Annotated in this window: 12 protein-coding genes; 7 read left to right on the forward strand and 5 right to left on the reverse strand. The window is 50.2% G+C overall.

Annotation, left to right across the window (positions count from 1 at the left end; genetic code table 11):
* Window positions 1–157: 157 nt before the first annotated feature.
* Window positions 158–1,084: a DUF4180 domain-containing protein gene (locus tag D328_RS0105685; protein WP_018884002.1), complete on the forward strand. Its 927-nt coding sequence runs from the start codon at window positions 158–160 to the stop codon at window positions 1,082–1,084.
* A 317-nt stretch (window positions 1,085–1,401) separates the two neighbouring features.
* Here the strand turns inward: D328_RS0105685 and D328_RS0105690 are convergent, their stop codons facing one another.
* Window positions 1,402–2,034, reverse strand: coding sequence for an NAD(P)-dependent oxidoreductase (locus tag D328_RS0105690; RefSeq protein WP_018884003.1), 633 nt, complete (start codon window positions 2,032–2,034; stop codon window positions 1,402–1,404).
* Window positions 2,035–2,267: 233 nt separating this feature from the next.
* Window positions 2,268–2,582, reverse strand: a complete 315-nt coding sequence (locus D328_RS28410) for a hypothetical protein (protein ID WP_018884004.1) — start codon at window positions 2,580–2,582, stop codon at window positions 2,268–2,270.
* A gap of 218 nt (window positions 2,583–2,800) precedes the next feature.
* On the opposite strand from D328_RS28410, the gene D328_RS0105700 reads away from it, so the two are divergent.
* From D328_RS0105700 to D328_RS0105710, 3 genes are all read left to right on the forward strand, one after another.
* Window positions 2,801–3,355, forward strand: coding sequence for a glycerol-3-phosphate responsive antiterminator (locus D328_RS0105700; RefSeq protein ID WP_018884005.1), 555 nt, complete (start codon window positions 2,801–2,803; stop codon window positions 3,353–3,355).
* Between the two features lie 314 nt (window positions 3,356–3,669).
* Window positions 3,670–5,163 carry a glycerol kinase GlpK gene (gene glpK, locus D328_RS0105705; protein WP_018884006.1) on the forward strand — a complete coding sequence of 498 codons (1,494 nt, stop codon included), beginning with the start codon at window positions 3,670–3,672 and terminating at the stop codon, window positions 5,161–5,163.
* A gap of 252 nt (window positions 5,164–5,415) precedes the next feature.
* A complete protein-coding gene (locus D328_RS0105710; RefSeq protein WP_018884007.1) occupies window positions 5,416–7,113 on the forward strand; it encodes a glycerol-3-phosphate dehydrogenase/oxidase in 1,698 nt (565 codons plus the stop codon).
* A gap of 206 nt (window positions 7,114–7,319) precedes the next feature.
* Here D328_RS0105710 and D328_RS0105715 read toward each other — a convergent pair whose 3' ends face one another.
* Together D328_RS0105715 and D328_RS0105720 are read right to left on the reverse strand one after the other, a co-directional pair.
* On the reverse strand, window positions 7,320–8,000 hold the full coding sequence (locus D328_RS0105715) for an LrgB family protein (RefSeq protein ID WP_018884008.1): 681 nt from the start codon (window positions 7,998–8,000) through the stop codon (window positions 7,320–7,322).
* Window positions 7,997–8,368 carry a CidA/LrgA family protein gene (locus D328_RS0105720; RefSeq protein ID WP_018884009.1) on the reverse strand — a complete coding sequence of 124 codons (372 nt, stop codon included), beginning with the start codon at window positions 8,366–8,368 and terminating at the stop codon, window positions 7,997–7,999. Before D328_RS0105720 ends, D328_RS0105715 begins: the two co-directional genes overlap by 4 nt.
* Before the next feature lie 167 nt (window positions 8,369–8,535).
* Between D328_RS0105720 and cidR the strand changes: the two genes are divergently transcribed.
* Window positions 8,536–9,435: a cidABC operon transcriptional activator CidR gene (gene cidR, locus D328_RS0105725; RefSeq protein WP_018884010.1), complete on the forward strand. Its 900-nt coding sequence runs from the start codon at window positions 8,536–8,538 to the stop codon at window positions 9,433–9,435.
* 110 nt (window positions 9,436–9,545) lie between these two features.
* Here cidR and D328_RS30605 read toward each other — a convergent pair whose 3' ends face one another.
* Window positions 9,546–9,713 (reverse strand): aspartyl-phosphate phosphatase Spo0E family protein, encoded by a 168-nt coding sequence (locus tag D328_RS30605; RefSeq protein WP_018884011.1) that lies wholly within the window; start codon window positions 9,711–9,713, stop codon window positions 9,546–9,548.
* Window positions 9,714–9,989: 276 nt separating this feature from the next.
* On the opposite strand from D328_RS30605, the gene D328_RS28415 reads away from it, so the two are divergent.
* Window positions 9,990–12,344, forward strand: a complete 2,355-nt coding sequence (locus tag D328_RS28415; protein ID WP_018884012.1) for an ATP-dependent DNA helicase — start codon at window positions 9,990–9,992, stop codon at window positions 12,342–12,344.
* Window positions 12,334–12,897 carry a MarR family winged helix-turn-helix transcriptional regulator gene (locus D328_RS0105740; RefSeq protein WP_018884013.1) on the forward strand — a complete coding sequence of 188 codons (564 nt, stop codon included), beginning with the start codon at window positions 12,334–12,336 and terminating at the stop codon, window positions 12,895–12,897. The genes D328_RS28415 and D328_RS0105740 overlap by 11 nt, the downstream gene beginning before the upstream one ends.
* The last annotated feature ends 43 nt before the right edge of the window (window positions 12,898–12,940 follow it).

The raw sequence follows: 12,940 nt of genomic DNA on the forward strand, positions 1-12,940 counted from the left end.
TTGAATCTTATATTCTATTTTATAGAGAAGCTGCCAGACCGTATGAGAGGCTACGATTTTAACCTCATGCTGCTCTGGCAGTTTTTCTACATATTTACGTTAACAATAACCTATGTTATCATTAACACAAGTTATCTATAACATTAGAGGTGCGAACATGTCTATACAATATGCGATACTTGGCATTCTCAGCTGGAGGCCTGCTACAGGCTATGAACTAAAAAAGGTATTCGAGGAATCCACCATCCTGTACTGGTCCGGCAACAACAATCAGATCTATAAGTCACTGGTACAGCTGCTGGAGGAGGGTATGGTAACCAACGAAATTCAGCATCAGGAGAGCTCTCCCTCCAAGAAAATCTACAGTATTACAGAGAAGGGGCTTGCTGGCTTGAAGGAATGGGCTCTCTCGGAGCCGGAGGTTCCCGATTTCAAGAATGCCTTTCTTGTCCAATTGGCTTGCTCGGATCAGTTAAGCAACGAGGAATTAAAAGAGCTGCTGCTGCAATATAAAGACCGGATTAACGTACAGCTTGTATATCAGCAGGAGAAGATCCGACGCGGGATGTCTTCCCCTCGTCGCAACGCACGCGAGGCTGTGGTGGCAGACAAAATAGCTGACAACCTGCTGTCCTTTTACCGCAATGAGCTTAAATGGGTGCATGAGCTTCACAGTGAGCTTGAAGAGCTGTACACCAGACAAAAGGAGGAGTTAAAGTCCATGAACTATCAAGTAGTACAGAATGGGGAAACAAAATATATCGAAGTGATCTCTGCAGAACCGCCGCTGAGTAAGGAACAGGATGCTGTTGATCTGGTTGCTCTAAGTATGGAGAATGATGTACATCTGATGCTGCTACACAGTCAGGCGTTATCGGAGGATTTTTTCAAGCTCGGCACGGGTGTGGCTGGGGGAATGATTCAGAAGTGGATCAACTATCAGCTTCAGGTGGCCGCAGTCATCCCGGGCGAGCTGATTCATCAGGGCAGATTCAAGGAGATGGCGGTGGAAGCCAATAAGAGCAATCACTTCAGGGTATTTGAAACGAAGGTGGAGGCGGAGCAATGGTTCTTGCGCGGTTAAGGGTGAGGATAAGCGGCTAGAGTCTAAGCGAAATGTTGAGAGCAGCAGTATGCTGATCCTGCAATAAACGTGAAATCGAAAATCACGCTTGAAGTATACACCTTGTTAGGATGAACTCATAGTTGGAAGTATGAACTGATAGTTGGAAGTATGAACTGATAAATATAAGAAACGGCCTGTGTCGATAAGCTCGATACAGGCCGTTGTGCGTATTTAGGCTGAGTGTCGTCACTAGCATTACTATATACCTTTAGTACCTTAAGCGAATCTGAATACCTCTAGTACCTTAAGCAATCTGATGTCAAGTCGAAGGGGCCTTAACCCTCGGACACTACCGTAAAACGAGCGTTCACATGCTGTGGCTTCTCAATCTCATCTACCACAGCTACAGCATAGTCCTCATAGCTGACATAGCTCTTGCCCTGGGAGTTCACAAGCAGGTTGTCCTTACCAAGCTGGTAGGAGCCTGTACGCTGACCAAGTGCGAATTCAGCAGAAGGACTGATGAATGTCCAGCTCAGATTAGCACTGTTCTTGAGATCGTTCAGATTCTTGGACTGATTGTCTGCTGTCGGGAATACGAAGTCCGGGAAGCCAGGAGTATCCTTCACAAGAATTGTCTGGGCTTCATCTGCATACAGGCTGCCTGCACCGCCTACGACAATCAGTCGAGTAGACGTGCCTTGCAGAGCTTGGATCAGTACCTGGCCTGCTTCGACGTGCAGCTGCTCTTGCCCCATCGGAGCGGCAAATGCGTTGACAACTACCTCATACCCGTTCAGGTCAGCAGCAGTCAGGGACAGGATATCTTTCTCCACTACACTGACTCCGTTCTCTGTAACCTTGGCGCGATCTCTAACGATAGCTGTCACTTCATGTCCGCGATCCAGCGCTTCCTTCAGAATACGGCTTCCGGCTTTACCACTGGCTCCAATTACTGCGATCTTCATAATCATTCATCCTCTCATTTGTATGGAGTGAAGGTATCTGATGAGTACACCTGCACTCGTATATAAAATTTAATGTAACTAAAAATGTTACAATTACGTCTGTGATTGATTATAGAAGATGTAATTCCTCCTGTCAAATGGTAACGACAGAAACCCCTCGCAAGAGGGGCTTTGTGTATGTAGCAAGATCATGATATATGCTTGTGTTAAGTGGAGGGGAGGTGGGGGTCACATCATTTTCTTCCGAAAAATACGGCAAAATCAAAGTATTTATACATACAATCAACAGCTTGAAATCCTGCTTGCTCCATCCAATTGATTTGGTCATCTAATTTTGCATTGATATCCAACTTTCTTCTTTCTACAGATGCATCTATCGCTTCCTGGGTAAGGCCACTTTCGTTAATATGCTCTAGCCAATGTCTTTTGAGAAAATCATCGGTTTGAGAATTATTACCCGCTACTTGGTCTGCATTTACAAAAATACCGCCGTCATTTAATAACTGATAAACTGTAGAAAATAATTGCCTTTTGGCTGTATGAGTCAAATGGTGTATCGACAATGAAAAAATGACGATATCATTTTAACAACAGGACTTTAATTGGAGAAATATATAAATCATATGTAGACGATAGGAAATAACTATAATTAACGCGATGTTATAACACCGAGCTGGTCCTTCCGTATAAAATCGGTGCTTTATATAATGGCGTTATATATAATGTAATTTGTGTGTTCTGTATATTGAATATAAGGAGGCGTGATATGCCATTTTACGGACAGCACATCGTGCCTGCGGCCAAGAATGTCAAGCAGTTCGAGAGTCTGCTGCAGAGCAACTATGAGGTAGCGGTGTTCCTGGATACGCATATTGGCCAACTGCGCATGCTCCATGATCTGGCCCGTCAGGGCAAGAAAAAAATGCTTCTGCACGCCGATCTGATCCAGGGTCTGAAGAACGATGAATATGCTGCTCAATACTTGTGTCAGGAGATTCGTCCCTTCGGGCTGATCTCGACCCGCTCCAGTGTGATTATGACAGCCAAGAAGCGAGGCATTCTGGCGATTCAGCGTGTCTTCATGCTCGATACGATGGCTCTGGAGAAAAGCTACACCTTGCTGAAGAAAACACAGCCGGATTATATAGAGGTGCTCCCTGGCATTATGCCGCATATGATCGCGGAGGTCCGTGAGCGTACGGGTATACCGATTCTCGCAGGCGGTCTGATTCGTTCCACAGAGGACGTGGAGCGAGCCTTGGAGGCTGGGGCTGATGCGGTCACTACCTCCAACAAGGAGCTTATCCAGCATTATGAATAGTCCGTAGCTCTTCGAATAAGCTCTGATGGTACACACCTGAGGAGCAGGCCTTCTAAATATGTGAAACGAATCACTGATACTTCAAATTTACATATTCAAATTTGCAGGTTGACGACGCTTACAACAACATATTATATTTAAATTAAGTTAATACCCGTGACGGAGACGAGGAGAGCCACACAGACATTCCCTGCCTTGGGCAGAGGTACGGGTTTGTGAGGGGTCTCCTTTTTTGTGCGTGTATTAGGAATGACTGCTGAGTAGGCAGGAGTCATTTTGAAGAACGTGTATGACATAGAGGGGGATCACGACATATGGAAAAATACATTTTGGCATTGGATCAGGGAACGACTAGCTCAAGAGCGATCTTGTTCGATCAGGAAGGGAATGTATTCTATTCTTCACAGAAGGAATTCCCGCAGTATTTCCCGCATCCGGGCTGGGTTGAGCATAATGCCAATGAAATCTGGAGCTCGATTCTGGCGGTCATTGCCTCCTGTCTGTCTGAATCTGAGGTGAAGGCGAGTCAGATCGCAGGGATCGGTATTACGAATCAGCGTGAATCGGTTGTGGTCTGGGACAGAAATACCGGGCATCCTGTCTACAACGTACTCGTATGGCAGTCGAGACAGAGCGCGGACATCTGCGAACAGCTCAAGCAGCAGGGGCATGAGAAGCTCTTCCATAGCAAGACTGGACTGTTGATTGATCCCTATTTCTCAGGTACGAAGGTGAAATGGATTCTGGACCATGTTGAAGGTGCGCGTGAACAGGCTGAGCGCGGAGAGCTGCTGTTCGGGACGATCGACTCTTGGTTGATCTGGAAGCTGTCGGGTGGAACAGCGCACGTTACGGACTATTCCAATGCAGCGAGAACGCTGATGTTCAATATATATGAATTACGCTGGGATGAGGAGCTGCTGGACATTCTTGGCATACCGCAGAGCATGCTGCCAGAGGTAAGGCCTTCCTCGGAGGTCTATGGGCACACTGTAGCGTATCACTTCTTCGGGGAGAGCGTGCCAATTGCCGGGGCAGCTGGGGATCAGCAGGCGGCACTGTTCGGTCAGGGCTGCTTCGAGCAAGGGATGAGCAAAAATACGTACGGCACCGGCTGCTTCATGCTGATGAACACAGGCGACCAGCCTGTAGACTCTACGCATGGTCTTATCACGACCATTGCTTGGGGGCTGGAGGAAGGCAAGGTGCAATACGCCCTGGAGGGCAGTATTTTTGTGGCAGGCTCTGCGATTCAGTGGCTGCGTGATGGTGTGCGTATGATCAAGTCCGCCAAGGACAGTGAGACTTATGCCAGTCGTGTAACATCCTCTGAGGGAGTGTACGTGGTTCCTGCATTTGTAGGTCTGGGCAGCCCTTACTGGGATAGTGAGGTGCGTGGTGCTGTCTTCGGTTTGACGCGGGGCACGACTAAGGAGCACTTCATACGCGCAACGCTGGAAGCATTGGCGTATCAGACAAGAGATGTACTGACAGCGATGGAGATTGATTCCGGGCTGAGCGTCAAGAAGCTGCGTGTCGATGGCGGTGCGGTGCTGAATAATTTCCTGATGCAATTCCAGAGTGACATTCTGGATGCCCAAGTCGAGCGTCCACTCATTCATGAGACGACGGCACTCGGTGCGGCTTATCTCGCCGGACTTGCAGTCGGCTTCTGGAAGAACACAGAGGAGCTGAAGAGCAGGGTCCGCGTCGAGCGTACCTTTACGCCAGAGCTTGCGGAAGAGGAGCGAACTGCTCTTTACGAGGGCTGGAAGAAGGCAGTCCATGCTGCGCAGGCCTTCAAGTGAAAATTTGACGAATACGCAGTAGCGATAGTTCACTTTTGCAATATACTATGTTAAGATGTCACTAAGTTAATATTCCTGTCAGGAGATTTGGAGAGACCATGATGCACTCGGCTGTTGCCGTAGTGATTGTTCATGGTCTCTTTTTGCGTGCAGCTGCAGCAGATCGGATGTCATCGGCATATGGTCCATGCGCAGGCAGAGTCTGGTCAATTGGCGGGAATTCCACTACAGAGATACCGGGAGGAATGAGTCATGACAACCAAAAGCTTTGCTGGTCATGCCAGGGGAGAGCGACTGCAATCCATGACAGAGAAGAATTATGATGTATTGATTATCGGTGGAGGTATTACAGGTGCAGGGATCGCGCTGGATGCAACGGCACGCGGTATGAAGGCGGCACTCGTGGAAATGCAGGATTTCGCAGCGGGGACCTCAAGTCGTTCCACGAAGCTGGTGCACGGGGGGCTACGTTACCTGAAGCAATTCGAGGTGAAAATGGTAGCTGAGGTCGGCAAGGAACGCGCCATCGTCTACGAGAACGGTCCGCATGTCACGATACCGGAAAGAATGCTGCTACCTATGCATAAAGGCGGAACCTTCGGCAAATTCAGTACCTCCATCGGTTTGCAAGTATATGACCGGCTGGCTGGCGTGAAGCATAGCGAGCGTCGTCGGATGCATAGTGCACGTGAGACCCTGGATAAGGAGCCGCTACTCAAGCGCGATGGCCTGAAGGGTGGCGGCAGCTATGTAGAATATCGGACAGATGATGCACGGATGACAATCGAGGTTATGAAGAAGGCTGCCCAGACTGGCGCAGATCTGGTCAATTACGCTCGCGTCGAGCGACTGCTCTATAATAACGGTCAAGTCGTGGGCGCGCACGTTCGGGATCAGATAACCGGTGAAGGCTACGATATTCATGCTACCGTCATTATTAATGCTGCGGGGCCATGGGTGGATACGCTCCGTGAGATGGATGGGTCCAAGAAGGGCAAGATGCTGCAGCTGACGAAGGGCGTGCATCTGGTGTTCGATCAGAAGCGCTTCCCGCTCCGGCAAGCCATCTACTTTGACACGCCAGATGGACGAATGATCTTCGCCATTCCGCGTGAGGGCAAGACCTATGTGGGCACGACAGATACGGTATATAAGGAAGATACAGCGAATCCGCGCATGACGCTTGCAGATCGCAGCTACATCATGAATGCTATTGCATACATGTTCCCAGACGTTAAGCTGACCCTGGATGACGTCGAATCCAGCTGGGCAGGTGTGCGTCCACTGATCTATGAAGAAGGCAAGGACCCTTCGGAGATCTCCCGCCGCGATGAGATTTGGGAGTCTGCTTCAGGGCTGGTTACGATTGCTGGAGGCAAGCTGACTGGATATCGCAAAATGGCAGAGATGGTCATGGATCGCGTAAGCACATTGCTCACCAATAAGACGGGTGAGAGCTGGAGCAAAGCGAACACGAAGCAAATCAAGATGTCGGGTGGCGATGTCGGCGGATCTGCCGGGTTCGAGGGGTTTGTACAGGACTCCATTAAGCAAGGCAACAGCCGTGGTATTGCTGCTGAGCTGTCCGAGCAGTGGGCCAGACGCTATGGCTCCAATATTGCACGCCTGTTCGAGCTAGCGGCCCGTCCACGCCAGCTTGCGAGCGAGCAGGAGCTTCCAGACGAGATCAGAGTACCTCTTCTCTATGCATTGGAGGAGGAGATGGCGGTGACACCTGTCGATTTCTTCATTCGTCGGACGGGTGCTATCTTCTTCCGTATTGATTGGGTACGTAAGTGGAAGAGTCAAGCGATTGACCTGATGGCAGAGTATTATCAATGGAGCATCGAGGAGCGCCAGCAGCATACGGAGCGTCTGGAGACAGAGCTGTATTATGCGGTAGAGCCTGTGGATGCGGATATCACCAAGGTCGCTGGTCACGTCGGCTAGGATATCATTGCTGTACAGTAAATAATGCTATTTAATTATTAATCAATAGGAGAAGCCCCTTCGTGAAGACCGTAATATTACGGCAACGAAGAGGCTTTTCTGCATTTCTATCCACGATGGATAATCATGAGATGGGTATTTACTGCTATGCTTCCAGTCATGCTTCGTAAAGTTCCTTCTGCATACAGGTCTTAACAGCTTCCGCCTTATGGCTGAAATAGGCTCATCAGCAGTGGAGCACCAGCCAAGGTGAACATCGCCGCCAGCACCATGGATATACTCGATATTGTGCCTGTCAGCATGCTCCATTCGAAGGCTTTGGAGGTGCCGGTTCCATGCGCTCCTGTGCCCAGCAGCACACCGCGTGCGACTTCGTTATCAATACGGAGCAAGCGTACAGTCATCGGCCCGATCAGCAAGCCCGACAGGCCTGTCAGGATGACGAATACGGCAGTAATCGTCGGATTGCCGCCCAGCGTCTGCGATACACTCATGGCAATAGGCGTCGTAATCGAACGCGGAATGATGCTATGCAGCAGGGACGCGTCCAGATGCATCCACTGTGCCATCATAAGGGATGACAGTACCGCGATCAGAGAGCCACTCAGAACACTGACGATAATCTCCAGTGCGTGCTTCTTGAGCACGTGAAAATATTTATACAAGGGCACGGCGAAAGCGACCGTAGCTGGTTGCAGGAGCAATGACAGCCATTTGCCGCCCTGATTATAGGATTGATAGGATACACCTGCCAGCAGCAGAATGATAATAATAGCCACAGGCGTAATCAACAGCGGAGACAAGTACACCTTTGGAAGCGTGCGATACATTTTTTTGGCCATAGCATAGATGCCCAGGGTGAGCAGCATACAGAGGATCGCGATCATGAAGCTTTACTCCCCTTTCTTTTCGAGATGAAGGTAGCCACAAGTCCGGTGACTGCCATGACAATGAAGGTGCCTAGCAATACAATGAATAATATACTCATGCCATCATGCTCCAGCAGTGGCAAATAATCCATCACGCCGACAGCCGAAGGGATGAAGAAGAGCAAGAGCTCGGCCAGTAGCCAGCTCGCACCGATCTCAATCCAGCTCAGGCGAATAACTTTGGTCTGCAAAAGAATAAATAACAGCAGCATACCGACGATGCTCCCCGGAATAGGCCAGTGCAGCCAGCCCACCAGCGCATTCATGCCGACTGAGAATAGCAGCAGCACTCCGATCTGCAATATACCTTGCGCTATTTTCATCATAGGGCGGTTGCTCCTTTCCTGTCTTGTTTCCTGAGGTGTTATGAAAATTTTACAGCAGTTTCTTTCATAGGTAAAATGCATATTAAGAATGTTTTGTATTCCATTTGGCTATGGATGATAATGAAACAGTAACAGGAGAGTAGCAAAAGAGTAACAGGAGGGAAGCTATGGATATCCGGCATTTGCAGTACTTTTTGGAGGTGGCGCGCCATAAGAGCTTTACTAAGGCCGCACAGAGCCTGTTCATCACGCAGCCTACGATTAGCAAGACGATCAAGAGTCTGGAGGAGGAGCTGGGCGTCCAACTGCTGGACCGGATTGGCAAGCAGGTCGAGCTGACTGACGCCGGAAGAGCCATAGAGCGACAAGCGCAGGTGATCGTGAAATCCTTTCAGAATCTATCCTCTGAGCTGAGCGATCTGATGAACCTCAAGCGTGGCCATATTCGGATTGGCTTGCCGCCGATGATTGGTGCCAGCTTTTTTCCCCAGGTTATTGGTGAGTTCCATAAGGCCTATCCCGAGATTACTCTGCAGCTCTTCGAGGACGGGGCGAAGAAAGTAGAGGTGGATGTCGCTTCTGGCGCACTGGATATCGGTGTCGTGGTGTGGCCGACAGGAGAGGATGTATTCGAGTATTTTCCCTTCGTTGAGGATAAGCTGAATGTACTGGTGCACCCGGAGCATCGACTGGCGGGCAGAACACGGATTACATTAAATGAGCTGGCGGACGATTCATTCGTGCTGTTCCAGGAGAATTTTGCCCTCCATGATCGAATTATCGAGGAATGTGTTCGTTGTGGCTTCCAGCCAAAGGTGGTCTATGAAAGCTCGCAGTGGGATATGATTGCCGAGATGGTGGCTGCCAAGCTAGGAGTGGCCCTGCTGCCTGATACCATGTGCCGGGAGCTGGACCCTAAGCGGGTTAGGGTATTACAGCTACAAGACTCTGTGATTCCGTGGAATCTGGCCATGATCTGGCGCAAGGATCGCTATCTCTCGTTCGCAGCACGGGAATGGATTGCGTTCACGCAGCAGTTACTGCGCGGCAAGAGAGGGAGAAGCTAAGGTGGTCATGAGCTTGCTAAAAAGGCGAATGCCGCGATCCTTCACGGATGGCGGCACTAAGTGATATATGGTATAGGCTCTGGAGGATATATGCTGAGATCATTGCCGTATTAATTGCTACGTGCTGATTGCTTCGTACGCTGGTATACATTTAGTATACGATCCAGCCTCAGGGACTTGTCCAACACCCGGTTGTCCCCTAAGCCATGCTGGTCTACCATGCGGTTAAGCTCCATGCGTTCTTTCTCCAATAGTCGCTGCAGATGCTCGAGCTTCATAATCCACCTCCGGCTATGGATTGAATTACCTGTATATCTAACCTTGCGATGACAGGTATTTCAAAGATAGTTATCGACAGATTACCCTAAATAATTAATATTCTAACATATATTTCATGGTTTTTATTTCAAATTTTAGACAAATTCGTGATCATTTTGCCAACAAGCCTAGCATAGTTCATTTCTTCCCCCTTCCTTATTTTATCCTGTGAAGTCCTTACCTTTCCGTTCAGAACATGATAAAGTGGAGGGATAATAACCAGAACAGGTGATCTCGTGCAAATTCCCCCCGTGATTCGTATCTCTGTCAGGCCGCTTGTCGAGTATGTTTATCGTAGCGGAAGTATCGTAGCTGGCTTTCGTACGGCCAGTAGCATGCAGGAAGGTACCCGCATCCATCAGGAGATTCAGCGGGATTATCAGCCGGGCGACAGGAAGGAGCTACATCTGAATACCGAGCTGGCTCAGGACGGGCTGCTGTTTCAGCTCGAGGGCCGCTGTGATGGTCTGATCTGGGAGGACGAGCAGTGGACTGTGGATGAGATCAAGTCCTATACCGGCACTGCAAGCGCCCCCGGAGCAGATGGGCATACGGTCCATTGGGCACAGGCCATCTGCTATGCGTATATGGTATCGGTGTCTGAGCAGCTGATGGCTGTGCAGGTGCAGTTGACTTATGTAGATGTGGCCACGGGAAGTGTGAGCCGCTTGAGGCGCAAGCTGTCCGCCGCCGAGCTTGAAGAGCAGGTACGAAGGATCCTGTCGGCCTATGCTCCATACGTACGAATGCTGCTCGCTCATGAGGAGCAACGCAATCGCAGCATCCGTATGCTGGAATTTCCATTCGCACAGTATCGTGCGGGGCAACGAAGATTGGCAGGTGCCGTCTATAAGACGGTTGAGGAGGGGGCGGATCTGTTCGTTCAGGCCCCAACGGGAATTGGCAAGACGATCTCGACAATGTTCCCAGCGGTAAAAGCCTTGGTGACGGAGCATGCGGGCCGAATTATGTATCTGACGGCGCGAACGACCACCAGAGCGGCTGCTGAGGATGCGCTTCGACTCATGCAATCACAGGGGCTGCGGGTGCATGCCGTGACCATAACGGCGAAGGATAAAATATGCTTCAAAGAAGAGCAAGGCTGTGATGCGGGACAATGCTCCTTATGTGAGGGGTATTATGACCGGGTCAACCATGCCGTGATGGATATACTTGAGCATGAGACGATTATGACCCGCGAGATCCTGGAGCGGTATGCTCGCAAGCACCGCGTCTGCCCGTTCGAATTCTCTCTCGACGTAGCCTACGCGTCGGACTGTATTATTTGCGACTATAATTATGTGTTTGATCCCCGAATCTCACTCAAGCGTTGGCTGGAGGAGCAAAAGCGCAAGACCATACTGCTCGTTGATGAGGCTCATAATCTGGTCGATCGAAGTCGGGAAATGTTCTCGGCAGAGCTTAGTAAACGCCCCTTTCTAGAGCTCAAGCGAGCGTACAAGCAGCGAAGCGGAGGGGTGGCTACCGCAGCGAGCCAAGTGAACAACTATTTTATTAAGCTGCGCAAGGAGCTGCCGAGCTCAGGAGCGATCACCCGCGGAGAATTGCCAGAGGAGCTGCTGTCGCTGCTGGAGCCCTTTGTGGATGTGGCAGAGAGAGAGCTTCTTGCGATGGGGGCTGGAGGAGCGGATGCGGACCATGCCCTGCTGCTGGAGAGTTATTTTGCTGTACAGAACTGTTTGCGCATTGCAGGCTTGTACGATGAGCGTTATGTTACTTATATAGAGCAGAATAGCAGTGACGTCATCCTCCGTCTGATGTGTCTGGACCCGTCCAAGCTGCTTGAGCGGAGCGTCAAGTCTTACCGCTCTGCAGTGTATTTCTCGGCCACGCTCAGGCCACTGGCCTACTACAGAGAATTGCTTGGAGCCGATGAAGATGACTACACCTTAACGGTACCTTCGCCTTTTCGGCAGGAGCAATGGGACGTCAGACTGCTGCCTGTGTCGACTCGCTATCATGCAAGGCAGCAGTCGATTCGCCCGATTACAGAGCTGTTGACTCGGTTAGTACAGGAGCGTAAGGGCAACTATTTAGTATTTTTCCCGTCTTATACTTATCTACGGGACATAGCCCTGGCCTTCGAGCAGATGGGTACTGATGCCGAACTGCTCGTGCAGAGCTCAGGGATGACGGAGGAGGAGCGCACCGCATTTTTGGATCGGTTCCAGCCAGACCCGCCCAGAAGCTTGATGGGAATGGCTGTACTGGGAGGCGTTTTTTCAGAGGGCGTCGATCTGCCTGGTGAGCGTCTGCATGGTGTTGTCGTTGTTGGTGTGGGACTTCCCCAGGTAGGAGAGCAGCGGGATGTATTGAAGGATTATTACCAGCGTGAGGGCAAGAATGGCTTTTACTATGCCTATGTTTATCCAGGGATGAACAAAGTGCTGCAGGCGGGCGGAAGATTGATTCGTACGCTTCAGGACTATGGGCTGTTAGTACTCGTTGACGATCGGTTCATGCAGGAGCCATATGCTTCCCTGCTGCCCGAGGAATGGCGCACATACCGGATCATATCGCCTTCCTCAGAATTAGATCATTCAGTAGAAAGGAATAGCCATGAACTTTAACTTTCACAACGATTCGATTCGCAAGACGCTTCGCAAGCGTGGTGCTACGGATCAGGACCTTATGGATATTGAGACCTTTGTATCGTTCGCCCATCTGGCTAATGGGATATTCCGTGATATGAACCGTGACTTTGCGCGGATTGGAGTGTCGCAGGGGCGAATTATCGTGTTGAGTGTGCTGCTCAGCCATGCTCCACACGATATGACCCCATCCGAGCTCGCCGAGGAGGCCGATGTGACAAGGGGCACGATGACCGGATTGATCGATGGTCTGGAGCGTGACGGCATGATTGAGCGGATTGCCCACTCCAGTGACAAGCGTATGATCACGATTCGTCTCAAGGAGAAGGGCAGAGACTTTCTGAGTCGGGTCATTCCGTATTACAGAAATCTCATTCAGACGATGCTGTCTGAGTTCACGCTGGAGGATCACCAGCTTATGAGGGGATTGCTGGACAAGATGAAGAGGGGCTTTGAAGCCTGTGAGGCGCAGCCATCCTTCACTATTCAAGAGCCTAAGCAGGCCTCCTGCCAAGATGATGGGGAAGGCTGAGGAAGAAGTCTGCGTCATTTTACTACAATTGTACGGAACGAGG

Source organism: Paenibacillus massiliensis 2301065 = DSM 16942 (genome assembly GCF_000377505.1).
Classification (GTDB): Bacteria; Bacillota; Bacilli; order Paenibacillales; family Paenibacillaceae; genus Paenibacillus; species Paenibacillus massiliensis.

Excerpts from the sequence above, each read along its gene's own strand:
- D328_RS0105690 (WP_018884003.1), bottom strand. The coding sequence starts at position 2,034 with ATGAAGATCGCAGTAATTGGAGCCAGTGGTAAAGCCGGAAGCCGTATT.
- D328_RS0105710 (WP_018884007.1), top strand. The coding sequence starts at position 5,416 with ATGACAACCAAAAGCTTTGCTGGTCATGCCAGGGGAGAGCGACTGCAA.
- glpK (WP_018884006.1), top strand. The coding sequence starts at position 3,670 with ATGGAAAAATACATTTTGGCATTGGATCAGGGAACGACTAGCTCAAGA.
- D328_RS0105740 (WP_018884013.1), top strand. The coding sequence starts at position 12,334 with ATGAACTTTAACTTTCACAACGATTCGATTCGCAAGACGCTTCGCAAG.
- D328_RS0105700 (WP_018884005.1), top strand. The coding sequence starts at position 2,801 with ATGCCATTTTACGGACAGCACATCGTGCCTGCGGCCAAGAATGTCAAG.
- cidR (WP_018884010.1), top strand. The coding sequence starts at position 8,536 with ATGGATATCCGGCATTTGCAGTACTTTTTGGAGGTGGCGCGCCATAAG.
- D328_RS0105685 (WP_018884002.1), top strand. The coding sequence starts at position 158 with ATGTCTATACAATATGCGATACTTGGCATTCTCAGCTGGAGGCCTGCT.
- D328_RS30605 (WP_018884011.1), bottom strand. The coding sequence starts at position 9,713 with ATGAAGCTCGAGCATCTGCAGCGACTATTGGAGAAAGAACGCATGGAG.
- D328_RS0105715 (WP_018884008.1), bottom strand. The coding sequence starts at position 8,000 with ATGATCGCGATCCTCTGTATGCTGCTCACCCTGGGCATCTATGCTATG.
- D328_RS0105720 (WP_018884009.1), bottom strand. The coding sequence starts at position 8,368 with ATGATGAAAATAGCGCAAGGTATATTGCAGATCGGAGTGCTGCTGCTA.